Here is a 23,850-nt window from a genome sequence, read left to right on the forward strand (position 1 = left end):
CCAGACGGCCGCCGCGCACATGCAGCACCAGGCAGCGGAGCTCCTGGGCATACACCATGCCGACCAGCCGTACTCAGCCATGGGCTACAGGCACTGACTGCGGCGGATCTTCGCGTACGGTGCGGTGCTGCCGGCGACCCACGTGGACACCGATCCGGGCCCCCAGCGTGATGAGCCCGGCCACACACGCTCCGACAAGCCACATCAGCGGCCCGGCCGTCATCTGGACTTCGAGTTTGGCGGCCACCCGGCCCTCCGGGTCCTGGTGGACGGTCAGCCGGTCGCCGGTCCGGGTGTCCTCGTCGCATCCCGAACCGGTGACGTCCGCCTCGGTTCCGTCCGGCAGGCGGGCCCGGCAGATCCGGCTGGTGGTACCACTTGGCTGCGATACGGAGACGCGGAGGTCTGAAACCACGGCCGTCACCTGCTCCCCGCGCCGGTCGAGAACGGCGTCGCCGTAGAACCCGAACGGCATCACCATCAGGACGGTCAACACCCCCACCGCGATCGAGTAGGGCCAGCGGAGGCCCAGGAGCCCCACGGCGATCATGCCGGCGAGGCCCGTCATGAAGATCACGACGCCGAGGACGGCCGGGCCTTCCGCGCCGGACGAGCGGTCTGTCACCAACGCGCTGGAGCCGATCCACAGCGCGGCCAGCGCCAGGCCGCCGACTGCTCCCAGAAGTCCCCGAGCGACCAGCCCCCGGCTCGGTATGTGCCGCGACATCCGCGTCCCCGCCACGAGACCTCCCCGCCTCCACGCCCGGACTCCGGTGCCCGAGCCGCCCTGCGGAAACCTATCCGGCGAGCCGGGGGAGGGGTCCGGTCGCAGGCGCTTTCCTGCGTACGAGCAGACACTTCTCGGTGAACGCACCTTCGCCGTCGGCACAAGGTGCAGGGCGCAGGGCGCAGGGTGGCCGCGCTGAGCCGGGGCGTGTCATCCGTCCCCCTGTTTGCAATCAACTCGGCGCTGCTCGCACCAGCGGTCAGGAGATGAGGGGGCTGCGGCGCTCGATGAGTACGACGTCGCGCCAGCGGCCGTGGTGGCGGCCGATGCGCTCGCGGATTCCGATGGACCGGAATCCCGCACGCTGGTGCAGGGCGAGGCTGGCGGTGTTCTCGGGGAAGATCCCGGACTGGATGGTCCAGATGTCGGCCGCTTCGGTGGAGTCGATGAGCGCTTTGAGCAGGGCCGAGGCGATACCGCGTCCCCGCGCGTGGGGGTGGACGTAGACGGAGTGCTCGACCACTCCGGCGTACGCGCACCGGTCTGAGACTCGGGTGGCCGCAATCCAGCCCAGCACCGCTCCGTCCTCGTCGAGAGCGACGAAGCGGTGCGCGGGCAGTTTCGCCGTATCGAACGATTCCCACCCTGGTGCGCGGGTCTCGAAGGTCGCGTTCCCTTCGTCGATGCCCGCCTGGTAGATCACCAGGACCTGGTCGGCGTGCTCGGCCCCCATGGGCGCGATCACCGCGCTCGCCGTACCCGATCCGTTCGCTGTACCCGATCCACTCGCTGTACCCGATCCGCTCGACACGACTCCTCCTGCGTTGCTTCAGGCCGCGTGCGGCGGGGCGGTCAGCAGCTTTCCCATTGCCGCGAACACGGAGGGCTCGACGCGATAGTAGACCCAGGTCCCGCGCCGCTCGGAGGTGAGCAGGCCGGCTTCCTTGAGCTTCTTCAGGTGGTGGGAGACGGTCGGCTGGGAGACGCCGACGTCGGCGATGTCGCACACACACGCCTCGCCACCCTCATGGGAAGCGACAGCGGAGAACAGCCGCAGCCGCACCGGATCGCCGAGCGCCTTGAACATCGGCGCGGCGATCTCCGCCTCCTGCGCCGTGAAAGGCCGCTCGGTCAGCGGCGGGCAGCACGGCGCCATGCCCTGGTCGGAGGCCCCGGCCGACGGAAGCACCCTGGTGTTCGACATACATCTATGTTGACACACATCGAACCAGATGGGCCAGCGGCAGCGGCTCACGAGGTGTATTGCCAGGTGGCGTGCGATACGGACGGCGTCACTGCCGACACTCGCGGTGCGCCCACTTCAAGGACGCCGTGCACGCCGGAGAGTCCGCGGAGCGCCTCAACCTGGTTGCGGCCTGGTGGGAGGCCACGGTGTTCACCGAGGCCGAGTGCGCGGCGCTGGAGCTGACGGAGGAGGCCACCTGCATCGCCGATGCGGCCGGACGCGTCCCGGACGAGGTCTGGGTGAGGGTCGCCAAGCACTACGACGAGGACCAACTCGGCGCTCTGGTGGGTGTCGTCACCGTCATCAATGCCTTCAACCGCGGGAACGTCATGCTCCGAATGCCCGCCGGTGACTACCGGCCCGGCCAGTTCGGATGACCAGGAGTGCCGTCCGAGGTGAACGGGTCCGCGCCGGTCACTGTTCCTCCGGGAGGCCGCATACGGGTTTCTGGTCCATGTACCCGTCGTCCTGTCCACGAAGAAGGCTGTCGACGTGGGCGACCAGGTCCGCGGGATCGAGAGCCATCCGCGCGATCTTCGTGAACTCGGCGAAGGCCAGTACGTGCTGCTCAGTCATCCCGTCCGCGGGAAGGGCCTCCCAGTAGGCGCTCTCCTGCTCGATGCGGCCGGACAGCTCCCCCGCGTGTCAGCTGCCCCAGGTCCTCCCACCTCAGCTGCCGAAACTCAGTCATCGTGCTTTCAGCGGCGACCGCGCAGGAGTTGACCATCGCCGGCAGGTGGCCAGCGCCGTACGACTTGAGGCGCCGAGAAGGCCCGTCATCATGGACCGGTGACGACATGGATGCGCTGCTACTGGGACGAGGAAGACGTCTGGTTCTACTTCGAGGTGGATGCCGAAGGTTGGGTGACCCGACAGGTCGAACTCCAGGGGCCTGAGCTGATCCCGATCGCAGCCGCCTCGCTCGACGAATGGCAGCAGGCCCGCGGCGCGGGCCGCGTCGACGAGTACGACAGCAGGTTCGGCATCACAGCCGAACCGCCTGTCTCAGAGTGGGAAGGCCACGACCCCGAGCAGCTGACCTCCGAGGAGTTCGAGGCGGTGTGGGGCCCTGCCCGTCGGCAGATCGCGGCCCGGCCGTCACGGCTCCAGGAGCGGGCCTGAGGAAAGGCCGGACCGCGGATCGCGCCAGGGTGGCGTGCATCCCGCCCTCGGCCAGCCACCGACAACCCTCGGTGGACAGAGAGAACGGGACCGCGCCGCTCTTCCTCGATTGCGGGGTCGGCGGGGCTACTGCAGGATCCAGTGGAGGAAGCGCACCGTGGAGGGGCCGAGGGTGGGGGCCGCGTGGTCGATCTCGGCGGTGAGGCGGGCGCGTTCGGGGGCGGGGAGCGCGGCGGCGAGGGCCGCGGAGTCGGGCGTCGCCCAGCGGGTGACCAGGGTGCGGGCCCGGACGCGTACGTCAGGGTCCGAGTCGTCCACCAGCGCGAGCCCGGTTCGGAGCGGGGCCAAGCCACGGCGGACCGCGAGCAGGCGCAGGGCCGCCAGCCGGATGTGCCGGGGGCGGTCCGACGCCGACCGGGCCCGCAGCGCGTCCGGTGGCAGCGCGTCCGCGTCGGCGAGGAGTGCGCCGCAGACACGTCGTACGACGGCGGGCGACGGGTCGTCCAGCAGCGGCGCGACGCGCTCGGGGGATGCGGCCCCCAGCGCCCGTAGCGCGCCGACCGCCGCCGCGCGCACGCCGGGCCGTACGTCGGACAGATACGGCAGCACCAGCGCGATCTCCCCGGGTCCCCCGCACTCGCCGAGGCCCGCGACAACGGAGTGCCGCGCGCGGCCGGGAGCTGCGGCGGCGGCCCGGCGGTAGTGCGCGAGGGGGTCGCCGCCTCCCTGGCGTACGGCCCACTGCGCGCAGGCTCGTACGCTCGGCGACCGGTCGGCCAGCCAGTCGACACCCCGCAACGGCTGCTCCAGTCGCCGCAGTGCGGTGACGGCGATGGCCCGGACGCGTGCGCTGCGCGCGCCCAGCAGCACGTCGAGCACCCCGGGCGGTACGGGGGAGGGGCAGGCGGCGAGTGCCGCTTCCGCGCAGCGCGCCTGGACGACAACATCGGGGTCGCGCACAGCGCGGTGCGCGAACTGTTCGGGCGTCAGCCAGCCGTTGTCCACAGCCTGTCTGTACGCCCAGCGCCGCACCTCGTGCAGCGGGTGCGCGAAGGCGGACTCCCGCAGCTCCGGGCCGCCTTCGGCCAGCCGCGTCTCCAGCAGGCGCAGTGCGGCACCGCCGTGCTTGCGGGCGGCGGCGTGGAGCACGACATGCGCTGCCCGCACCAGTGCCTCCGGGCCGGCGTCCGCGAGCACTCGCCGTGCCGCCTCCCGCACCGGCCCGGCCCAGTCGGCGCAGCGCAGCGCCACCAGCGGCAGCAGCCCACCAGGAACCCCGGTGCGCAGCGCCGCTTCACGTACGCGTCCGTCACCGTGGCAGAGCGCCACCGCGGGGTCCGAGGGGCGCTCGGGGCGGCTGTGCGGGTCCGGTATCCAGTACCACTCCCGGCGGACGGCCAGGTCGTACGCCACCCACGCGTACGCGGGGGCGTGCGGTGCGGGCAGGTGGGGGAGAGGACTGAGCATGCCCGCAGTGTAGGGAGAGCCTCGTGCGTAGTCGGCCACCAGTTTCCTCCCCCTCTCGTTATGAGGACATCGGCGACCGTCAGTCGCGGGTGGCGGGGCGCCGCGATCTGAGGGCGGATGCCGGCGAGCGCAGCGCTGGTGCCCGGCCCCCGGCGACGTTGCCGATCACCAGGCCGCTGCCGTGGACGACGAGCAGCCAGGCGACAAGGCTCGCTTCGCCAGCCGGGTACGGCAGTTGGGGATTGCCGCGTACAGCTCGGTGCGGCGGGTCGCCGTTCTCGGGCGTAGGGTCGGCCCGTGAATGATGTCTCCGGTTTGCCCAGGGCCGAGTTCGCCTTCCCCGGTGCGCTGCGTGACCAACTCGTCGCCGCCATCCTGGCCGGTGAGAAGACCAGCACAACCGATGTCCTGGCTTCGTACGAGCACGAGAACGAGCCCTTGCCCCAACCTGGGGAGCGGCATGCTGTCATCGACTCCAGCGGTCGGCCCGTCGCTGTCATCGAGACGACGGACGTCCAGGTGCTGCCGCTGGCCGACGTCGGTTGGGAGCATGTGCGCGACGAGGGTGAGGGCTATGTGTCCGTGGCCGACTGGAGGGAGCGGCACGAGCGGTTCTGGCACAGTTCCCGGATGCGCTCCTCCCTCGGCGACCCGGACTTCACCGTGGGCGACGGAACTCTGGTCGTGACCGAACGCTTCCGTGTGGTGAAGCGGCTCCGGCCCGCGTAGGAACAGTGAGCACAACGGTGCCGTGGGTCCCGGCACTTGCGGAACGCGAACCCGTCAATGTGCGTCAGGGAAACCGGGCACCCATGTGTGGAGGTGGCCTTCGAGGGGGAACGCAGGCGGTGCGGCGGGCAGGAGCGCGGTCAGTGCGTACCGGCACTTCTGTGCGACGCGGCAGGACGAGGTGTTGTCCACCTGGTGCAGGAGTTCAAGGCGCTCCAGCCCCTCTCCTGCAAAGGCGGTGATCGCCCATTCCGTCAACGCCTGCAGTGCTCTTGGGGCCACTCCCCGGCCGCGGGCGTGTGCCGCGGTCCAGTAGCCGACCTCGGCCGACGGAGCGCCGGCAGTGGAACGCTTGAGTGCCACGTGGCCCACCAACTCCTCATCGCGGCCCGGATTTCCGGTCTCCACGACAGCGAATCCGAAGCGATTGCCTGCCTGCCATCCGTGCTGCTGATCCCGCACCCACCGCGTGGCGTGCGCCTCGTCGTCCACGGCCGTGTGCGTCCAGCGGCGCAAGGCACCGTCCCGGTACAGCTCAACCAGGTCGGCAGCGTCCGACAGGCTCCACCGACGCAGGAGAAGAGCGGGAGCCGCTGGTGTGGCAGCTGCCTCCAGCCGGATGGCGGTCTGGTCCATGGACGGAGCGTATGTGGCGGCTGCGGCGGCACCCGAGGCAGGTCTGTGCCGGACTCCGGCGTGGTGAAGGTGTCGTGTCATCGTGCTGCCCGTATGCGCAACGCCGTTACGGACCAGTCGAGCGCCGGTGTCAGACGGTCCGGGGCCGGCCAGCCGTTGATGACTGCGAGGAGGTGGACGTACCGGTCTCGGCGCGGATCGTTCGCGGCCTCCAACCGCGGCAGGAGCCACCGGTGCGGCTCGGTGTCGTCGAGGCGGCCGAGGGTGCGCGCACAGCCTGCGGTCAGCGCCTTGACGACAGGATCGGCCTGGGGCGATTCCGGGGTGATCCCCGACTGGACGGCCGCTGTGGCGAGGTCACGGACGATGGCGACGACGTCTGGGCGCGGCGGTGCGGATCCGCTCTCGGAGAGGTCGGCCGCGTGAGTTGCGACTGCGCTCCGCACATGGTCGCGGAAGTCCGGGTCCAACGACAGTTCCGCCAGCTCCACCCATGCCTCGACCTGTTCGTCTGTGGCGTTGTCGGGAAGCTCGGGCGTCATGGAGCGTCGAGGCGCGGCGTGGCCAGGACTGCTGTCCAGCTCTGCGAAGACAGTGTCGAGAAAGCCATCGATCAGACGTCGACGCTCCGTGCGGGAGAGTTGAGCCAACTGGTGCATGCGTTCGATCTCCTCAGGTGTGGGTCTGCTCCTGGCCACGGTCGCCAGCACCGCCCGCTGCAGCCGCAGGGTGGCGATCTGTACTTCCAGCGCGGCCGCGTGCTGCTCGGCGACGTCACCGAGCGTCAGTTCTCGGTTCACCACCTGCCGGATCATGTCGAGGCCGAGTCCGAGTGCGCGCAGCGTCCGTACCAGGGTCAGTCGGGCGACGGCGTCGGGACCGTAGCGGCGATAGCCGGCGGGGGTGCGGTCGGCCGGCACCACGATGCCGCGATCGGAGTAGAAACGGATGGTCTTGACCGTCAGCCCAGTGCGCCGGGCCAGCTCACCGATCGAGTAGAGAGTGCTGCCGTCCATGACCCCACCTTCGTGTCTCCCCCGACGGGAGACTCAAGCCCGCTCTCGCCACCCGTGGACCAGCCCGGATTGCCGGCCATCGGCGTACCGCTCGAAGCGGAGACGCCGACGCCTCGCTGATCACCCGAGCGAGCGCTGCCTGGTGCGTGCCGAGAAGCGCAGAAGCAAGCCGTCGAGATCGCATTCTGCGTGAACGCTACGCAGGTCCTCGACACGGGTGGAGAGCAAGGCGTCAACATCGTCCAGCGCCCGGCCGACGCCGATGCACCGCATCCCCGCCGCATGGGCGGCACGCACGCCGGCCGGAGCGTCCTCCACGACGACGCATCGGGCGGGTGCAGCGCCCAACAACTCGGCCGCAGCCAAGTAGCCCTCGGGGTGGGGCTTGCCGTGCTGGATGTCATCGGCCGCCACCAGATGCGTGGGCTGCGGCAGCCCGGCAGCGGCGAGTCGCCCCTGGGCGACCGCGCGAGTGCCTGAGGTGACGATGCCCCAAGCGCCGGGCGGGAGGGCTTCCAGCAGTCGAGCAGCTCCAGGGGTCGCTGTCAGCCCGGTGAAGTCGCGTTCCTCTCTCTCGACAATGCGGCGGGTCTCTGCGTCGGCGTCCAGGTGAGGAGCGATGAGACGGACGACGTCGATGTCTCGTCGGCCGTGAGAGAGAGCGACGGCCTTGTCGCCGTCCAGCCCGTGTCCGGCTGCCCACTCCCGCAGGATGCGTTCGATCAGGCCCATCGAGTCGACCAGGACGCCATCGAGGTCGAACAAGATCACATGACACTTCATGGCGGGCTGGTGCATCGGCGCTGCGTCCCTTCCTCCGGGGTGGTGCACGCCTCACTCTGCGATGACAGGATCATGGAGGTCAATAAAAAGATTTTGGCAGAGGACGGCGGCGCAGACATGACGCAGAAGTTCGGCGGATCCCGGGGCGAAGAGACGATTGCCGAGGTGGGACGCACATTGGCCGTCAATCTGCGTGCTGCCCGCGCAGCATGGGGATGGCGGTTGGAGGACCTCGCCGCCCACAGCGGCGTCAGCCGCGGCATGATCCACCAGATCGAGACCCGGCGCACCAATCCCAGCGTGGCGACTCTCGCTCGCCTTTGCTCCGCTCTCGACGTGCCCGTCAACGAACTCATCGAGCTGCCAGGCCAGCTGGGCAGGATCCATCGCCGGTCCGACGGCCTTGTCACCCGGCACGGGCTGAGTGAAACCGTGCTGCTGATCAGCGATGGACGTCATGAGCTGTGGGACCACCGGCTACAGCCGGGTGACGAAATCCGTGACACCGGCCACCCTGCCGGAACCAGGGAGCTGATCCATGTCACCGAAGGTGTCCTCACCCTGGAGGTCGGCTCCGCCACCTTCGCCGTCGCGGCTCCGGACGCCCTGGACTTTCGCGCCGACCGGCCGCACGCCTACCGCAACGCCGGGCAGGTGCCCAGCCGATACACGGTCACCGTGCTCTACGCCGGAGCCCGTGACCGCCGCTACCCGCTCCACTCGGTCGATTCCCCGGGAGAGACGGCGGATGGCTGACAGAACCTCCCGGCAGGGTTCAGCGTCCAGCAGCCGGCGCGGAGTCGATGGCGGCGTCCAGAAAAGCGAGGGCGTCGCGGCGGCGGGCCAAGGGGTTGCGGTAGTGGCGGCGGCCCTCTGCGCCGCCGGTGCGCAGGTACAGGCTCTCCTCGATGATGGGGTGCCAGCGGGGGTCGAACGCTTTGTGTGCGTACCGGCCGGCGCCGCACTTGGAGGTCATGCCTCCGGTGGCGAGCGTGTAATGGAGCCGGCTCACGCCGAGCACCGCCCACACCGGGAACCACCCGCTGAGACCGATGGCGAGCGGCAAGGGGCGCGGCTGTCGTTTCCGCTGCCACCACGGCCGCCAGTAGGAAGTGAGATTGTCGGCGGTGAAGGCCCGCAGGGCAGCCTGCTCGGCCCATACGTCCGCTTCGGCCGGCTGTGGCCCGCGCACCGCGATGCCGTGCCAGGCCAGTTCGCAAAAGGTCACCGGGTTGATGCCGAATCGAGCAGCGGGCACGAACCGGCTCTCCTGCGCGCAGGGAACGTCCGGGCAGCCGTCCGGCCCGGCCGTCAGGTCGCTCCAGGTGAGGAACGCGCCGTCGAGGTGCGGCCGGGCAAACCGGGCGACGGTGCGGACGTGTGCCTCCGCAAGTGCCGCCACCTCCTGGGACTCCCGGTGGAGTCGCCGGTCGGTCACCGCGACGAAGTCGATGTCGCTCGCCGTACTGAGCCGACCTCGACCACGGCCACCAGTGTGGAAGTCGTTCAACGCCACCGAGCCGACCAGGTAGAAGCCGGTGACCAACCCCGGTGCCAGCTCATCGACAGTGGCGAGGAACATCTCCACTGTCCGGCGGACCTCGTCGGGAAGATCGTCAGTCAGCATGGCTGACAAACTACCGTGCGGTCACCACGCCAAGAGGGACTCCAGCCGAACGCTGGTTTCGGGGTGATATGCGAAGATCCGGCGTCGCGGGGTGGCTCGCGTCCGACGAGCCCCTGCACCCTCGCCTTCACCGCTGTGGCGGCAAGTCGCTGCGGTCCGTTGGGAAAGCGCACGTCGCACCGAGAAGGAATGGGCCGTGTGGTTTGCCGGGTACGGCGGTTCCCAAGGACAGGGCGGCGTGGACCCAGCCGGCTGCCGACGGCCATGGGCAGGCGCAGCCGGTCAGGACGACCGGCAGTGTCAGTCGGCCGGCGCCAGCAGGCGGCGTGCCAGCTTTCTCGCCGTCAGGTCCGGGTGAGGCGTTCCGTCGCAGGGGAAGCCGGAGACGACGCGGCGTGGGGAGGCGGCGATGTGCTCCACCGCGGGGCGGGCCGCCGCGGGGAGCTCGCGCATCGCGAGCAGTGCGCGCAGGGCGCCGAGGTGCGGCTCGTGCAGCGCGCCGTGGCGGGCGAGCTGGTCCGCGATCACCGGTGCCGTGTCGTGCGTACGGCCCGTGACGCGCCAGATCGCGGCGGCCGCGTCCGCGCGGCTCTCCCGGGCCGGCGCCTTCAGACGTTCCTCCACCAGCGGCAGCAACGCCGCTACGGGAGGGCCGAGTTCGCCAGCAACCGTGACGGCTGCCCTCCGTCGCTCGACGGCGTCCGGCAGCGACCGCACCGTGTCTGTCGCCGGGCCCGTATCGCCCGTGATCCTGGCCAGCGCTATTGCTGCCGGCAGGTCGCCGTCCTCGGACCGTGCGCGCAGAGCCTCCGCCGCTGCGGGGCCCGCCTCACGGCCGAGCGCGGCCAGCACTCCGGCCGAGGCGGGCAGCAGACGTACCAGGTCGTCGACGCAGGTGACGGCAAGCGAGGGGAAGCGCAGCAGCGCGTCCAGCCACTCGGCACGCGGCTGGGAGGCGATGCGCCGCGCCACCGGTTCCGCCGCCGTGCCGAATGCCTCGACCGCCGCGGGCACAACCGCGCCGGGCGCGGTGAGGGGAGTCACCTGCAACGTCGCGGATTCCTCCGGCAGTTCGTCCATCAGACGCAGGACGAGGCTGATCGCCCCGGGCACGCGCAGCCGCACCGCGGCGAGTGTCGCCGCCACCCGTACGGCAGGGTCTTCGGACCGGAGATGAGGCTCCAGCCACGGCGCCGGCTCGCGACCCTCCAGCGCGGCGCCCACCCGCGCCACGCCGCACAGATCCCACGCGTCCTCGGCTGACGCCGCGAGCCACGGCAGGACGTCCTGCTCGCGGTCGCGCCACACCTCGGTGAGCTCCCAGGCCAGCGGCAGCCCGTGCTCCACCGCCAGGAGCGCCGCGTCAGGGTCGTCCATCAGGCGGTCGGTGAGCGGCCGGTAGGAGCCGGGCCACGGATGGTCCGTCTCCTCGGCGGCAGGTGCTGCGTTGTGTGCGGCGAGGGCGGATTCCACCAGTGCGGTCGGCAGTGGCAGCGGCGCCGTCCGCAACAGGTCCGTCGCCGCCGCCTTGCGTACCAGCGGTTCCGGCGCGGACAGCAGCGCACGGTTGCGTGTGCTGCTGTTGTCCGGTGAGACGTCGAGCAGGCCGAGCGCCGTGACGAGATTGGCCCGTATCTCTGCGTCCTCCTCCTCGTCCAGCCGGGCCCGCAACAGCGGGAGCAGCGGCAGCGAAGCCTCCTCACAGGCGGCGACGATCCACACCATCGTGCGCCGGACGGACGGCTCCTCGTCCACCGCCAGGTGCAGCAGGGCGGGCAACGCGGCGGCCACCGCTCGGCGTACCTTCCGGTACTCGGGGCCCGTACCGTCGGCCGCCCCATGCAGCAGCCACAGCAGCGCCAGCCGGTCGCCAGGCCCCTCCAGAACAAGCCGCGCGACGAACGGCACGGCCGCCGCCGTTGCCGAATAGATCGACCCCTGGTGGCAGAGCGACGAGACCAGCCCGTCCAGCGCCTCCTCGCGCACCTGTGCGTCCACCGAGCCGGCCGCCCGCAGCAGGTCCGGCACATCGTCCGCCGAACCGTACGCGTGCTCCAGCGCCGCCCACTCGACCTCGTCGATTCCGTCCAGCATGCGCGTGACCCTATGGCATGGGAGTCCGCCGCGGCCGCCTGGCTTGAAGCCCGGAATCCTGTTGCTGACTTCGACTTCTTGTCGTAGAGGGCGTTGACGAGGGGTCAGGTGGTGGCCAGCAGCAGGTCTTCTCCGCTCGACGGGCGGAGGCCGTCGGTACGATCGGCGAAGTAGCGCTGGGCGAGCGATGCACCCGACAGGTCGATCGGCCTCGTCGACAAGGTCGGTCGTCAGCAGGAAGGTCATGGCGAGCGTCGAGCCGGGCGAGTCCGGCGATCTGGCGCAGGGTGGGCCGCGGTGGCTTCTTCGGTGAGGTACATGGTGACGCCGGTGGCTTTCTCGTATACCCCACAACCCCCAGCACTGCCTCGGCCCCGACCGGCAGAGCGGACCGGTCGCCGGCAGGCAAGCTCGGCCCCACCCGTTACGAGCTGCTGGCCGACCTCGACGTCGGAGCACCCACAACTCCTCCGGGCGCCAACCTCGCCACCAATTCCGCCTCTGCACGACGGATGTCCTCACAGGCTGCCGCTGACGAACGATCCCTTGCCATCGGTGTTGTCAGATCTCGACGGCAGGCTGGTGGTCATGCGAACACTCTTCAGCGGCGAATTCAGCGTGGCCTACGGCCAGATGTACATCGATAGCCGCACTGATCCCGACGAGGGACCGGAAGCCGGTCTCCATGAGTGCTTCATGGCTCAGCAAGCGGGACTGTGCGGGGCGGCCTTTCCCGGACACCTGTTCCTGCTGACGGGCTTGCACACCGGCTCCGTCCCCTTCACGGTCGAACTGCACGAGGCGGAGCCTTCTTCGGACGTCGACGGCTGGGAAGACATCGTGGAGACGTCGTTCCGTACGGCATCGGACGTCACGCAACTGATCGAATGGGGCGGCGAAGGGTGGGATCTCGACGTCGCCCTCGTGCACGCGATCGACGAGGCCGGGGCCGATGTCCAGCGCGCGATAGCCCGGTGGGCCGCGCACCGTTCCTGCCACGTGAACACGCGGCGGACCTGGGCGAAGAGGTAGTGCCAGCTGGACTACTCCTCAAGGACACCGGGTCGAACCGACGTGCGCGGCATGACGCAGAACGGCGTGGTCGGCACCGTTACGGGGACCGCTGCACCGCACCCTTCGAGGACCGGCGCCGCCGGCACCTCCCGTAGCAAGCCCCTGCTGGGCCGGTCAGCCGGAGGCGGCGGACAAGAGCACGTCCACCAGCCTGTCCGCCGCGTCCGGCCGGCCGTGTGCCCGGGCCGCGTCCGCCATCCCCGCACGCCGCGCCGGATCCGTCAGCAGCGGCCCCACCGCGTCCCGCAGCCGGCCCTCGGTCACGTCACCGAGGAGAGCGACGGCCGCGCCCGCCTCCTCCAAGTGCCGGGCGTTGTGGGCCTGCTCGTTCCCCGCCGAGGAGGCGAGCGGTACGAACACCGCAGGCTTGCCGAGAGCGGTCAGCTCGGCAAGGGTGCCGGCACCACTGCGGGAGACCACGACATCGGCGAGCGCCAGAACATCGGGCAGCTCCGGCCCGACGAACCCCGCGAGGTGGTAGCGGCCCGCGAGCTCCGCAGGCAGGCCCGCCGCGTGCTGCTGCAGGACCTCGACGTTCGCCGGGCCGCACTGGTGCACGATGTTCGCGCGCTCCAGCAGCCATGGCAGGGCCTCGCGAATCACTTCGTTGATCTGCTGAGCGCCCTGCGCGCCGCCGGTGACGTAGAGGGTCGGCAGCCGCCGGTCGAAGCTGTGCAGCCCCAACGAGGCAACCGCCCTGTCCGCCTGCCCCGTCAGCACCTCGGGCCGGACCGGGTTCCCCGTGACGACCGCAGAGCCCCGTACAGCGTGCGGGAGGAGCGGCAGTGTCGACTCCGAGGAGACCGCGATCCGGGTCGCGGACCCGGCAAGCTTGCGATTCGCCAGCCCGAGCCGCACGGTCTGCTCGTGCAGCACCAGCGGGCGCTTGCACATTCGCGCAGCGAGTCCGGCAGGCACCGCGACATACCCGCCCGTGGCGAGAACGACGTCCGGCCCGAAGCGCGACACAGCTTTACGGGCCTGTACGACGCCCAGCGGCACCCGCGCCATGTCCCGTATGTTCGCCGGGCTGAGCATCTTGAGCGGATTCGAGGAACGCCGGATCTTGCCGGTTGCGACTGTCGTGAAGGGGATGCCCTCTGCGGGCGCGACGCGGGCTTCCAGCCCGTCAGGGGTGCCGATCCACAGGACGTCGAGCATGCTGCCAGCTTCCACCAGCCGGGCCTGCAACGTGCGCACGGCCGTCAGGGCGGGATAGGTGTGGCCGCCAGTGCCTCCCCCCGTGACAAGCAGGCGGAAGGGACGGCGAAGGGAGGCAGCATCATTCACCCCGCGCACCCTACCGGCCCTGCCGACTACGCAGGCACGTGCATGCTCAACAACTGGGCGGGGAACCGGCGCATCGGGCCCGGTTCCTCGTCGCGTGAACCGAAGACCGTCCTAACCCGCTGGGTAGAAGAGAAACAGCGTGCAGCCGGTGGTGGTCGCGGGTACGTGCCACGATCCGGCCGGGGCGTGCAGGAAGGTCCCTGCCGGGTAGTCGCGTGCTCCGTCGTTGAAGGTGCCCGCGACGACGTAGACCTCCTCCGGCCCGGGCTCGTGGACGTCGCGGCGCGGCCAGGAGGTGCCCGGGTCCATCTCCAGGACGTTGGCGTGCGCGCCGGTCGGTCCCTTCCACAACGGGCGTAGCCGGATCCCGGGGAACAGCTCGCGGACCGGGGATTCGTCGACGCAGACGGAGGTGTAGCCCTCCTGGGCGAGGATCTCAGGGTGCATGCCTCTTACGGTGCCGTGCGCGGGCCGGGGCGGGCAGAGTCTGCGCAGACACCATGGGGTACTTTCCTGCCATGCATCGCGTGGTGGCCCTGGTGCGGCCGGTGCAGTCGACGTTCGAGCTCGGCTGCGCCGTCGAGGTCTTCGGCACACAGCGGGCCGGAGTGCCGCATCACTACGAGTTCGAGGTGTGCACGGAGACGCCCGGCCAGGTGCCCACCTCGGGCGGGTACGCGATGTACGTGTCGCAGGGCCTGTCGGCGCTCGAGTCCGCGGACACCGTGATCATCCCGGGCTGGTTGCCGGTTGAGGTGCCACTCTCCGATCGCGTGCGCCGCGCGTTGCTGACGGCACACACGCGTGGGGCGCGGCTGGTCACGATCTGCTCCGGGGTGTTCGCGCTGGCCCGAACGGGGCTGTTGGACGGCCGCTCGGCCACCACGCACTGGGCGCGCGCCGAGCAGCTGAGGCGGGAGTTCCCTCAGGTGCGCGTGGAGTCGGACCGGCTCTACGTCGATCACGGCGACGTCGCCACCAGCGGTGGCGCGGGCGCGGGGATCGACCTGTGTCTGCACCTGGTCCGACAGGACCATGGCGCCGCGCACGCCGCCCTCATCGCGCGCCACATGGTCCTGCCGCCGCACCGGGAGGGCGGCCAGGTGCAGTACGCGCCGACCCAACCGCCCGGCGACGCGCTCGACGGCCTGCTCGAATGGGCCGGCGAGCGCCTCGGGACGCCGTTGTCGGTGGACGACTTGGCCGCGCACCTCGGCGTCTCGCCCCGCACACTGGCCCGGCGCTTCGCCGACCGGCTCGGCACGAGCCCGGGCGCGTGGTTGCTCTCCCGCCGGGTGGCCGCGGCACGCACCCTGCTGGAGGAGACGGACTTGCCGGTCGAGGCGATCGCGACCCGTGTCGGTCTCACTTCGGCGGTCAATCTGCGCCGCCGCTTCCGCGACCAGGTGGGCACGACGCCCGGCGCCTACCGGCGGGCGTTCCGCGTCCCGTAATGCCCCCGTCGACACGTCCCTCTCCCTGATGGGCGCCCAAGGCTTCCGCGATGCCAGCTGGACCGGTCCCGGGCAGCCCGCTCGTGCCCCTGATCGTGTGGTTTGACCTTCCGGTCGCCGTGCCGGGAATGTCCTGCCGCTTGAATTCCGGCGTGAACACCCTCTCCCGCGGCCTGATGGCCGCTGCCCTCGCCGTGCCCCTCGTGACCGCCGCGGCACCTGCTGCCGCACCGGCTTCCGCCAAGGCGGCAGTGATCGACTGCCCCAACGGCTACGTGTGCATCTTCCCTGAGATCAACTTCGGCGGCCAGCCGTGGATCAAGCGCGCTGTCGACGGCAGTGTGAAAGACCTGCCGACCGCCATCCGCAACCGCGGCAGCTCGATCCGCAACAACAGTGACCGCACCGTCCGCGTCTACGAGAAGCGCGACTTCGCCGGACGCTGGGTGTGCGTGACCAAGAGCGGCGGCTCCATCCACGACCTGCGCGGCTACAACCTCAACGACCAGACCCGCTCCCTGCGCATCAACCACAACGACTGCGGCTGACCCTGAGCGGCGAGTCCTCGTACACGGGAAGGCGCCCCGTAGGGGCGCGGGGAACTGCGCGAGCGGCCACGCCGAGCCCGCACGCGGGCAATTCGGGAAGCTCCAACGGTGGGTGTCCGAGCGGCCCGTTCCCCAGCAGGAGCGGGCCGCTTTCTTGGGGGAGGAAGACACATACGCACGGGTACGGGTCAGGGATCGGCCCCGCACCACGCTGCGCCAGCGGCAGCGGTCCCAACGCGCCAGGTCGGCTCTCGTCTTCCATCGAGGTCGCTGTCGGTGGCGAGGACCGGGCTGACTCACCACTCCCGCGTAGCGATCAGCTCTTCCGCGTCCGCGTCCGGGAAGCCGTAGGCGTGGGCGACGAACCAGAAGTCTTCGGCTATCTCCTCGCGGGCCACGGTCTCGATCTCGCTGCCGGCGGCCTCGAACTCGGCCTCCAGGGCGTTGAACTCCTCGGTGGCGGCCTGAGTCAGAGCGTAGAGCGCGGCCAGGTCGGCGGGCGGGTCCGCCTCGATGCGCTCGCACAGCCGGACCAGGATCACCTTTCCCTGGTCGACCACGTGATGGGGGTAGAAGTCGTCCTCGTACAGCCCCCGCAGAAAGGAGTGTGCGGTCACTTGCTGATTGCTGATGGGCATGTGGCTCCCCGCCCTTGCTCGGCGAACGATGTGGCACCTTGATCGTGCACCAGACCACTGACATTGCTGACGCAGCCGGAATACTGCGGAGAACGACGAACACGCACGCCGCCCTGTCCCCGTTCGTCCGTATCAAGGTGCGCACCAGCGCGTTGGCGTTCTGCGGCGACGAGGTCGTCCCGCCTCACTTGAGCTGAGGTGGGCGTTGGACCTGTGGCTTCCCCCACGTAGTCGACCTGGTCGGTGCAGCTCACCCGGAGGTGGCTGCACACGCCCGCACCGCAGCGCCGGGTCGATTTTCGGCACGGCATACGGGGGCGCCGGGCGCCGTGGGTGTCCTGGAGGACGGGCCGACGGCGCCCGGTTGTGGTCAGGAGCAGGGCTTGTAGAACTGCTGCCAGCCGTCGCTGGGCATGGCCGGCGGTTCGGGCCACGTCCCGAACTCGCCGTACTTCTGCTTCGCCTCGTAGTCGTAGTTCCCCAGGCCACCGCCCTGCTCGGAGAGGCGCACGTCCCGGTCCAGCTGCCCGTCACCGGCGTTGTTGAGGATGGCCAGGTCGGGGTATGCGTCGTCGTTGTAGCGGGCGATGCTCAGCTGCTGGGCCTCGCCGTGGTCTCCGATGTCGGAGTGCACCGAGTCGGCGGAGTGCAGGTTTGTGCGGTCGAGGGGGCCAGGGCGGTATTCCGCGAGGCGTGCTGTGGAGGGGTCGTCTCCGCCGGACGGTTCGACGATGTTGACGACCATGTCCAGGGTGCCGTCGTTCTGGAAATCGGCGACCGCCGCGGTCGCTATCTCTCCCTTCTTCGCGCCGAGAAGGTCCCTGACGGAGACCTTCTCGCCGAACGAGCCGTCCTGGGTGCCCCACTGGATCGTCATCTTGGTGCCGGAGTGCCCAGGGTTGGTGATCTTGTCCGGGGTGCCGTCGCCGTCCAGGTCACCGACCAGTGTGGCCGCGTCGACGAGGCACGCCGCCTGCGCGTCGGCGGCGTGGCCGGAGGTCGTGCCGCCCGGGGCCGAAGATCCGGCCGCCCCGGCGTAGCCGGCGTAGGTCAGGGTCAGGGCGGCTGCCGCGAGCGGCACGGCGATCCAACGTGAGCGTGTGCGAAGCATCGGAGAGCTTCCCTTCTGTTGTTGTCGCGACGTCAGATGGCCGCGCAGCTAGGTAAGTTCACGACTGGATCTCCGTGTGACGGCACCGTGACATTTCCAGCGGGAGGAAGGGGCCAGGCCCTCGTTGGTGCGGGCGATGAGCGCGCGGATGAACTCGGCGAGGGCGACGAGGACGTGCCTCACTCCTGCAGGCAGCTCAGCGCCTGCATGGCCTCGCGCTCCATGCGTGAAAGATCGCGGAGGACGGTGCCTGCCTGTTCCAGGTACTGTGCATCGCCTGATTCACCGGCTTCAGCGATCAGTGCCGCGGCTTCCGTCCACAGGGTGGCTGCCTCGGCGTACAGCCCGAGGCCGGTGCGCAGGTGGCTGCTGTCGAGCAGTTGGGCGCATTCGGCGAGGAAGTCACGGTAGAGATTACGGAACAGGGCGCCGCCGGTGCCGGCTTTCTCCATCAAGCGCGCTGCCTGTGGCAGGTCCCGCTGTGGGTTGTCGGTCCTCTGGAGCCATGTGCGTACCAGCTTGCCGGCCTTCTCGATGCCACGGTGACCCAGATTGGCGATGGGCGGGTTGAGGAAGGCGTGGGCGCAGGCGGTGATGGCGGGAACGATCTGGCCCTGTGGGGAGGGCAGGTTCCTCGGAGCGGTGAGAGTGAAGGACCGGTGCTTGGCGGTCATCGGCCCGCGCGCGGCCCTCGCCTGAGCGAGGCCGGCCAGGCTGGTGGATACCGCTCCGCCTTGCTGGTCGGTGTCCACGAGGTAGGCATGGTGGTCGTCGTAGCCGTACATGGCGACGACATGGCCGCCGAAGTGCACCTTCGAGGTGAAGTAGTCCAGGTAGTAGCTGTCCAGCTGCAGCCCGACGGGGTGGCCGGCGTCGATGAGGGCTGCCACGTTGTCCCATGCCCTGCGGGGGGAGGTGGTCTCCTGGACCAGGAGCTCCAGCCCAAGCCTGTTGGCCAGGTTTCTGGAGAGATCGAACGGTTTGATCCGTCCCCCGAGGAAGGGGAACCCCATGTTCTTGCTGTCCCAGTAGATGAAGGACAGACCGGAGCCGAGGCCGAAGAGCATGGGCTCGGACAGATCGAGTCCTTGGTGCCGCAGCAGCACCCCCACAGCTGTCGTCTCGCAGTGCTGCGTACCGCGGGCATCGATGTCTTTCACCGTCGTCATGCCATGCTCTCCTGAACGGGACTGATCAGCTGGGTCATCAGTTCTTTCGGCGGTGCCTCTGTCGGCCGGATGAGGCAAGGCAGCTCTCGCGTACGGACGCTTGCGGGCGCAACCCCTGCTCGTAGGTGGCGGCGAAGAGGGCGTTGTAGACGCTTGCGGCTCCCATGCGATTCCCGCTTTGCCGAGCATGGGCGCTCGTCCACGCTGGCTGGAGTCAACAGCCCCATTTCGCCGCAGTGCCGCAGCCGCCGGAAGCTGACCCGGCATAGGCGGGCGAAGCGCCCGATGGTGAGAAGTTCGTCTTGCACGCCATCATGGTGGACTCTCCCACGGTGGGAGAGTCCACCGCTGTACCTCGCGGCCTCCAAGGGTGCGCTCGTAATGCGCCCACGAGAGTTCAGATGGGAAGGCAGATCAGGTACCTCTCTCTCCCGAAGTGCCTCCCCGCTTCAGTGAAGTGTGCTCAGCAGCCCTTGTCGATTCTGCACAATCAGCTTTTCCAACCCCCCGCCGCCGACCGACTTGTTTCCGTCCCTCCTCGTTGGGCAGATTGCTCTCTCGGCGAGTAGGAGTGGTCCCGGGTGATGAATGCGGATGAACGTAAGGCGCGGGTCCGCGAGGTACGCCGTCGGCTCGCGCGGGAGGGGCCTCCGCGAACACGAGGCCCTGAGGGCGACTTCGAGAGGATCACGGTCCCCGAACGCGATTGTGACCATCTCCGCGACTTGCTGATCAGCGAGGGCGCACAGACGGTTGTCGAGATCGGTCTCGCCTACGCCAGTTCCGCGCTCGCGATCGGTGAGGCGCTGGTCACCATCGACGCTCCGCGGCCTCGGCACGTCATCATCGACCCGTTTCAAGAAGGTGACTGGTCGAACGTCGGCTGGGACCTTCTGCGCTCTGCGGGTCTGGACTCGATCGCCTCGCTCACGCTCGCTCCTTCGTCGATCGCGCTTCCGCAACTCCTCACAGAAGGTTTCGTCGCCGACGCGGCATTTGTCGATGGCAGTCATCGGTTCCACGAGATCTTCGTCGACTGCTATTTTCTGCGCAAGCTCGTCCGCCCTGGCGGACTGATCGTCATCGACGACGCCTGGGCGTCGTCAGTGCAAACCGCCGTGCGCTACTACGAGCGGAACCTGGGATGGACAGTCGTTTCCGACGCCTTTCCCAACGGATCTCCGAGCACGGTTGCTTCCGGTCCTCGGACCGAACCAGTGACTCGGTTCAAGGCCATCCGCTTGCCCGACCCCTCGTTCGAGCCGCCCTTCGAGGAATTCCGCGCCTTCTGAGTGAGTGAACGGGGACGCCTTCTGGGTCGCAGTACGACCCGAGCCCCACGACCACGAATTCCGCCGCACCAGAGAAGACCAGGACGCGGCAGAACGTGCGTCGGTGTGTCAGTACTTGTTTGCGCTCTCCGCATGGATCCGCTCCTCCGTGGCGGTCAGCGTCCCAGCACGGCCATCGCTGCGTTGTGGCCGGGAATGCCGCTGACGCCGCCGCCGCGCACGGCGCCTGCCCCGCAGAGCAGGACGTTGGCGTGCCGGGTTTCCACGCCCCAGCGTCCTGTGCCGTCCTGGGCGTGGGGGAAGGCGAGGTCGCGGTGGAAGATGTTGCCGCCGGGGAGTCCGAGGTCGCGGTCCAGGTCGAGTGGGGTCTTCGCCTCGATGCAGGGCCTGCCGTCGGCGTCGATGGCCAGACAGTCCGCCAGCGGCTCGGCGAGGTGGGCGTCGAGCTGGGCCACGGTCGACTTCAGCAACGCGTCGCGTACGGCGTCGTTGTCGCGGGTGAACAGATGGGCCGGGGTGTGAAGGCCGAAGAGGGTGAGGGTGTGGCAGCCCCGTTCGGCGAGTTCCGGTCCGAGGATGCTGGGGTCCGTGAGCGAGTGGCAGTAGATCTCGGCGGGTGGGGCGGCGGGCAGCCGGCCGGCGGCGGCATCGGCGTACGCGGCGGCCAACTGGCCGTAGCCCTCGGCGATGTGGAAGGTGCCCCCGAACGCCAGTTCCGGGTCGACGGCAGGGTCGCGGAGCCTTGGCAGCCGCTTCAACAGCATGTTGACCTTGAGCTGGGCTCCCTCGACGGGAGCCGGCGGCTCCTCGCCCAGCAGCGCGGCGAGCTCCCGGGGCGAGGCGCCCACGAGAACGTGGCGGGCGGCGACTGTGCCTTCGGCTTCCGGCGTCCGGTATGTCACGTCGGCGTGCTGCCGTCCGTCTGTCTCGACGCGGGTCACCTGGTGGCCCGTGACGATCTCTGCACCCGCCGAGCGGGCGGCGGCGGCCAGCGCGTCCGTGAACGCCCCCATGCCGCCGACGGGCACGTCCCAGTCGCCCGTGCCGTTGCCGATCACGTGGTAGAGGAAGCACCGGTTCTGTCTGAGGGACGGGTCGTGGGCATCCGCAAAGGTGCCGATGAGGGCGTCCGTGAGGGCGACGCCGCGGACCAGGTCGTCGCTGAAGTGCGCCTCGATCGCGGCGCCGACGGGTTCTTCGAAGAGCATGCGCCAGGCCGCGTCGTCGCCGACGCGGCGGCGCAGTTCGTCCCGGCTGGGCAGCGGCTCCGTCAGGGTCGGGAACACCCGCTCGGCCACGCGCCGGGTCATGCCGTAGAAGTCCTCCCACGCGGTGTACTCGGCGGTGCCGCCGGTGAGCCGTTCGAACGACTCCCTCGTACGGTCGGGGCCGCCGCCTACGAGCAGGCCCGTCGGGCGGCCATCGCGGTGGGCCGGGGTGTACGAGGACACCGTGCGCTTGCGGAGGGTGAAGTTCAGCCCCAGCTCCCGGACGATCTTCTGCGGGAGCAGGCTCACGAGGTACGAGTAGCGGGACAGGCGGGCGTCCACCCCGGCGAAGGGACGCGTGGAGACGGCGGCGCCGCCCGTGGTGCCCAGCCGTTCCAGCACCAGCACGGTGCGGCCCGCCCGGGCGAGGTAGGCGGCGGCGACCAGACCGTTGTGGCCGCCGCCGACGATGACGGCGTCGTATCGCTCGTGTACGGGCATGGGTTCTTCCTAGCACGCGGGCGCCGGGCGCGTGCAGATCCCGCGTGCTCCCTCGGACCGTTCAGTCGGCTGCTGTGCGAAGGGATGACGCGGGTCTGAGGGGTGATTGAGGACGCCTGCGGTGACCTTGCGGGCGCGATGCGGGGGTCCCGTATCGGCTGGGCGGCGGCTCGTCCGGGTCCTTGCGCTCTGTTCGGGCAGCCGCGTACCGCGGGAGCACGTAACGCGGGTGCGCGTATCGCAGGCGTGCTCGCGTCACCGGGGTTGGCGGTCGTAGGTGAGGAAGGCCGCTCCGCTGGGGAGGACGGTGTGGTCGGTGAGGTTCCAGGCGCTCGGGGAGAAGGCGGCGTTGTGGCCGAAGAGGGGGATACCGGTGCCGATGGTGAGCGGGCTGAGCTTGACGATCAGGCGGTCGATCTCGGAGTAGAGGGCGCCGGCCAGTTCGGCGCCGCCGACGAGCCAGATGTCCTTTCCGCTGCCGTCCTGCTTGAGCTTCCGCGCGGTGGACGCGGGATCGTCGGCGACGATCTCGACGTCGGGGTCCGGGCTCTGGGTGAGGGTCCGGGAGAAGACCAGGTGGCGTAGGTGCGGGTAGGCGTTGGAGACGCCGGCCGCGAGACCGACTTCGTAGCTCTTACGACCCTCGACGACGGTGTCGAAGCAGGTGCCCTGGGCCGTGACACCGAGCGCTTCCCGGGCCGGCCCCTGAAGGGTTTCGGGGTACTCGGTGACGAGGTGCTGGACATAGTCCTCGGCGGGGGCCCAGAAGCCCTCCGGGCCCGTGGGGTCGCCGCCGTCCGGCCCGGCGATGAAGCCGTCGAGCGTGGAGGCGATGTAGTACACGAGCTTGCGCATGTGGTGGTTTCCTTCGTCGATCGGTCGTGACGGTGGTGCCGGGGTTGGTCGAGCGCCTCGGTGCGGACGCTCCGGACTTCAGGAGCGGGCAGGCGCCGCGCGTCGTCCGGAGGCGGAGGCCATGCCGAGCCAGGTGTGGGGGTTGCCCTGCCAGCACCATCCGAGCTTCGGCGCCTTCTGGCTGATCCAGAGGGCGGGCACACGGCGGTCTCCGCTCCGGGAACCGCCGAGCGAGAAGCACTTGTTCTTCACGAGGACCTGGGGGAAGTGGGTTATCAGTGCGATCCCCTCCTCGATGGTGAGCAGGGTACGGCCGCGCTCCGTGACGGTGGCCATGGCGTCACTCGGCACGGCGCCGCAGAACTCCTCACCGCGTTCGGCACCGACGAGCAGATACGCCTTGGGGTCGGGGAGTTCGGTCTCCTCGGTGGCGACGAAGCGTTCCAGGGCTCCCGGCTCGAAGGAGCGGTCGACGAATCCGGGCAGTCTCCCGCCGTCCAGGGTGGTGCGGGGCATCGTCTCCTGGACGGGGAGGACTTCGCGGGTCACGACAAGGACGAACCCCACACGGCCGGTGTCGGGAGCGTGCGCGGTGTCCTTCATCGTCACGGCGGTGTCCCGCAGTGGGGCGAGCAGGGCGGCGAACTTCTTGTCGCCGAGGCCGGACGCCTCCGGGTATCCGCGTTCGACGAGGGTGTGGACCTGCCGGTCGAACTCCGCCGCGGGATCGAAGGGGTCGGGCATGGAGGCGGCGGAATGGGAAGGCGCGGGGTGGGAGGGTGCGGCCATACGGGTTCCTCTCGTCTGTGTCGTAAGTTTCTGGCGGTAAGGGCGAGTTGGTACTGGTAGGTGGTGCGTTCGTGGCGGAAGCCGAGCTCCTTGTCGAACGCCAGTACGCGGGTGTTGTCGGCGGCATTGTCCATCACCCCCTCGGTGACCTGCGGATGTTCGTCGTGCAGCGGCGCAGCATCTGTGCCTTGAGTCGGACGCCGAGGCCGTGGCCGCGGTGGGCGGGCTTGATCCGACGAGCCCGTCCGGCACGGTGTGCTGCCGCTCAACGGCGCGGTAGCCGGGGTGGCGGGGTAGCGGGGCGGCGGTCAGTACGGCGAGACAACCGTTCTGCACTTCGCTGGGTGATAGCAGCAGATGCTGCGGTGTCAGGACGCGGCTGAAGCCGTTACGCAGGCAGAACGCGTCGGCGGGAGTGGCCGCGGGCACTCCGGCGATCAGACTTGCTACGGCCCTGGGCGGTTGCCTCGGCTG

At 69.8% G+C, this 23,850-nt stretch carries 25 protein-coding genes and 2 pseudogenes; 8 read left to right on the forward strand and 19 right to left on the reverse strand.

What is annotated here, in order from left to right:
• Nucleotides 1-73: 73 nt before the first annotated feature.
• The 3 genes from ACTWP9_RS25870 to ACTWP9_RS25880 form a co-directional block, all read right to left on the reverse strand.
• Nucleotides 74-742 carry a hypothetical protein gene (locus ACTWP9_RS25870; RefSeq protein WP_443248670.1) on the reverse strand — a complete coding sequence of 223 codons (669 nt, stop codon included), beginning with the start codon at nt 740-742 and terminating at the stop codon, nt 74-76.
• Nucleotides 743-986: 244 nt separating this feature from the next.
• The gene (locus ACTWP9_RS25875; RefSeq protein ID WP_443248715.1) at nt 987-1,460 is read right to left on the reverse strand and encodes a GNAT family N-acetyltransferase; all 474 of its coding nucleotides are present in this window, start codon (nt 1,458-1,460) and stop codon (nt 987-989) included.
• A 96-nt stretch (nt 1,461-1,556) separates the two neighbouring features.
• The gene (locus ACTWP9_RS25880; protein ID WP_443248671.1) at nt 1,557-1,931 is read right to left on the reverse strand and encodes an ArsR/SmtB family transcription factor; all 375 of its coding nucleotides are present in this window, start codon (nt 1,929-1,931) and stop codon (nt 1,557-1,559) included.
• Between the two features lie 113 nt (nt 1,932-2,044).
• Between ACTWP9_RS25880 and ACTWP9_RS25885 the strand changes: the two are divergent.
• A pseudogene (locus ACTWP9_RS25885) lies at nt 2,045-2,350 on the forward strand (carboxymuconolactone decarboxylase family protein); the annotation flags it as partial.
• Nucleotides 2,351-2,387: 37 nt separating this feature from the next.
• On the opposite strand, the gene ACTWP9_RS25890 reads toward ACTWP9_RS25885, so the two are convergent.
• Nucleotides 2,388-2,549: a hypothetical protein gene (locus tag ACTWP9_RS25890; RefSeq protein WP_443248672.1), complete on the reverse strand. Its 162-nt coding sequence runs from the start codon at nt 2,547-2,549 to the stop codon at nt 2,388-2,390.
• A 225-nt stretch (nt 2,550-2,774) separates the two neighbouring features.
• Between ACTWP9_RS25890 and ACTWP9_RS25895 the strand changes: the two genes are divergently transcribed.
• A complete protein-coding gene (locus ACTWP9_RS25895; RefSeq protein ID WP_443248716.1) occupies nt 2,775-3,095 on the forward strand; it encodes a hypothetical protein in 321 nt (106 codons plus the stop codon).
• Between the two features lie 126 nt (nt 3,096-3,221).
• Here ACTWP9_RS25895 and ACTWP9_RS25900 read toward each other — a convergent pair whose 3' ends face one another.
• Complete coding sequence (locus ACTWP9_RS25900) at nt 3,222-4,562, reverse strand: HEAT repeat domain-containing protein (protein ID WP_443248673.1); 1,341 nt, start codon at nt 4,560-4,562, stop codon at nt 3,222-3,224.
• A 297-nt stretch (nt 4,563-4,859) separates the two neighbouring features.
• Here ACTWP9_RS25900 and ACTWP9_RS25905 point away from each other — a divergent pair, with 297 nt between their 5' ends.
• Nucleotides 4,860-5,291, forward strand: a complete 432-nt coding sequence (locus ACTWP9_RS25905; protein ID WP_443248674.1) for an ASCH domain-containing protein — start codon at nt 4,860-4,862, stop codon at nt 5,289-5,291.
• Nucleotides 5,292-5,345: 54 nt separating this feature from the next.
• Here the strand turns inward: ACTWP9_RS25905 and ACTWP9_RS25910 are convergent, their stop codons facing one another.
• The 3 genes from ACTWP9_RS25910 to ACTWP9_RS25920 all read right to left on the reverse strand — a co-directional run bounded on the left by ACTWP9_RS25910 (nt 5,346) and on the right by ACTWP9_RS25920 (nt 7,714).
• Nucleotides 5,346-5,927: a GNAT family N-acetyltransferase gene (locus tag ACTWP9_RS25910; RefSeq protein WP_443248675.1), complete on the reverse strand. Its 582-nt coding sequence runs from the start codon at nt 5,925-5,927 to the stop codon at nt 5,346-5,348.
• Between the two features lie 77 nt (nt 5,928-6,004).
• A complete protein-coding gene (locus ACTWP9_RS25915) occupies nt 6,005-6,943 on the reverse strand; it encodes a MerR family transcriptional regulator (protein WP_443248676.1) in 939 nt (312 codons plus the stop codon).
• A 120-nt stretch (nt 6,944-7,063) separates the two neighbouring features.
• Entirely contained in the window at nt 7,064-7,714 is a 651-nt protein-coding gene (locus ACTWP9_RS25920; RefSeq protein ID WP_443248677.1) for an HAD-IA family hydrolase, read from the reverse strand.
• A gap of 129 nt (nt 7,715-7,843) precedes the next feature.
• Between ACTWP9_RS25920 and ACTWP9_RS25925 the strand changes: the two genes are divergently transcribed.
• On the forward strand, nt 7,844-8,482 hold the full coding sequence (locus ACTWP9_RS25925) for a helix-turn-helix domain-containing protein (protein WP_443248678.1): 639 nt from the start codon (nt 7,844-7,846) through the stop codon (nt 8,480-8,482).
• A 19-nt stretch (nt 8,483-8,501) separates the two neighbouring features.
• Here the strand turns inward: ACTWP9_RS25925 and ACTWP9_RS25930 are convergent, their stop codons facing one another.
• From ACTWP9_RS25930 to ACTWP9_RS25940, 3 genes and pseudogenes are all read right to left on the reverse strand, one after another.
• A complete protein-coding gene (locus ACTWP9_RS25930; RefSeq protein ID WP_443248679.1) occupies nt 8,502-9,353 on the reverse strand; it encodes an aminoglycoside adenylyltransferase domain-containing protein in 852 nt (283 codons plus the stop codon).
• Nucleotides 9,354-9,653: 300 nt separating this feature from the next.
• Nucleotides 9,654-11,447 carry a hypothetical protein gene (locus ACTWP9_RS25935; protein ID WP_443248680.1) on the reverse strand — a complete coding sequence of 598 codons (1,794 nt, stop codon included), beginning with the start codon at nt 11,445-11,447 and terminating at the stop codon, nt 9,654-9,656.
• Between the two features lie 104 nt (nt 11,448-11,551).
• A pseudogene (locus ACTWP9_RS25940) lies at nt 11,552-11,782 on the reverse strand (SAM-dependent methyltransferase); the annotation flags it as partial.
• 211 nt (nt 11,783-11,993) lie between these two features.
• On the opposite strand from ACTWP9_RS25940, the gene ACTWP9_RS25945 reads away from it, so the two are divergent.
• Nucleotides 11,994-12,479, forward strand: coding sequence for a hypothetical protein (locus ACTWP9_RS25945; RefSeq protein ID WP_443248681.1), 486 nt, complete (start codon nt 11,994-11,996; stop codon nt 12,477-12,479).
• Between the two features lie 156 nt (nt 12,480-12,635).
• On the opposite strand, the gene ACTWP9_RS25950 is transcribed toward ACTWP9_RS25945, so the two are convergent.
• Together ACTWP9_RS25950 and ACTWP9_RS25955 are read right to left on the reverse strand one after the other, a co-directional pair.
• Nucleotides 12,636-13,811 carry a UDP-N-acetylglucosamine--N-acetylmuramyl-(pentapeptide) pyrophosphoryl-undecaprenol N-acetylglucosamine transferase gene (locus tag ACTWP9_RS25950; protein WP_443248682.1) on the reverse strand — a complete coding sequence of 392 codons (1,176 nt, stop codon included), beginning with the start codon at nt 13,809-13,811 and terminating at the stop codon, nt 12,636-12,638.
• 111 nt (nt 13,812-13,922) lie between these two features.
• Nucleotides 13,923-14,258, reverse strand: coding sequence for a cupin domain-containing protein (locus tag ACTWP9_RS25955; RefSeq protein ID WP_443248683.1), 336 nt, complete (start codon nt 14,256-14,258; stop codon nt 13,923-13,925).
• 71 nt (nt 14,259-14,329) lie between these two features.
• On the opposite strand from ACTWP9_RS25955, the gene ACTWP9_RS25960 reads away from it, so the two are divergent.
• A complete protein-coding gene (locus ACTWP9_RS25960) occupies nt 14,330-15,265 on the forward strand; it encodes a GlxA family transcriptional regulator (RefSeq protein ID WP_443248684.1) in 936 nt (311 codons plus the stop codon).
• Between the two features lie 152 nt (nt 15,266-15,417).
• Complete coding sequence (locus tag ACTWP9_RS25965) at nt 15,418-15,813, forward strand: peptidase inhibitor family I36 protein (protein ID WP_443248685.1); 396 nt, start codon at nt 15,418-15,420, stop codon at nt 15,811-15,813.
• A gap of 296 nt (nt 15,814-16,109) precedes the next feature.
• Here ACTWP9_RS25965 and ACTWP9_RS25970 read toward each other — a convergent pair whose 3' ends face one another.
• From ACTWP9_RS25970 to ACTWP9_RS25980, 3 genes are all read right to left on the reverse strand, one after another.
• Entirely contained in the window at nt 16,110-16,451 is a 342-nt protein-coding gene (locus ACTWP9_RS25970) for a DUF5713 family protein (RefSeq protein WP_443248686.1), read from the reverse strand.
• Nucleotides 16,452-16,821: 370 nt separating this feature from the next.
• Complete coding sequence (locus ACTWP9_RS25975) at nt 16,822-17,562, reverse strand: FG-GAP repeat domain-containing protein (protein ID WP_443248687.1); 741 nt, start codon at nt 17,560-17,562, stop codon at nt 16,822-16,824.
• 179 nt (nt 17,563-17,741) lie between these two features.
• Nucleotides 17,742-18,731 carry a BtrH N-terminal domain-containing protein gene (locus ACTWP9_RS25980; RefSeq protein WP_443248688.1) on the reverse strand — a complete coding sequence of 330 codons (990 nt, stop codon included), beginning with the start codon at nt 18,729-18,731 and terminating at the stop codon, nt 17,742-17,744.
• Between the two features lie 584 nt (nt 18,732-19,315).
• Here ACTWP9_RS25980 and ACTWP9_RS25985 point away from each other — a divergent pair.
• Complete coding sequence (locus ACTWP9_RS25985) at nt 19,316-20,023, forward strand: class I SAM-dependent methyltransferase (protein ID WP_443248689.1); 708 nt, start codon at nt 19,316-19,318, stop codon at nt 20,021-20,023.
• 155 nt (nt 20,024-20,178) lie between these two features.
• Here ACTWP9_RS25985 and ACTWP9_RS25990 read toward each other — a convergent pair whose 3' ends face one another.
• The 3 genes from ACTWP9_RS25990 to ACTWP9_RS26000 all read right to left on the reverse strand — a co-directional run bounded on the left by ACTWP9_RS25990 (nt 20,179) and on the right by ACTWP9_RS26000 (nt 23,376).
• On the reverse strand, nt 20,179-21,732 hold the full coding sequence (locus ACTWP9_RS25990) for a phytoene desaturase family protein (RefSeq protein WP_443248690.1): 1,554 nt from the start codon (nt 21,730-21,732) through the stop codon (nt 20,179-20,181).
• Nucleotides 21,733-21,987: 255 nt separating this feature from the next.
• Nucleotides 21,988-22,587 carry a dihydrofolate reductase family protein gene (locus ACTWP9_RS25995; protein WP_443248691.1) on the reverse strand — a complete coding sequence of 200 codons (600 nt, stop codon included), beginning with the start codon at nt 22,585-22,587 and terminating at the stop codon, nt 21,988-21,990.
• 78 nt (nt 22,588-22,665) lie between these two features.
• The gene (locus ACTWP9_RS26000; protein WP_443248692.1) at nt 22,666-23,376 is read right to left on the reverse strand and encodes a DUF5701 family protein; all 711 of its coding nucleotides are present in this window, start codon (nt 23,374-23,376) and stop codon (nt 22,666-22,668) included.
• Between the last annotated feature and the right edge of the window lie 474 nt (nt 23,377-23,850).

Source organism: Streptomyces sp. 3N207 (assembly GCF_052246355.1).
Taxonomy (GTDB): Bacteria; Actinomycetota; Actinomycetes; order Streptomycetales; family Streptomycetaceae; genus Streptomyces.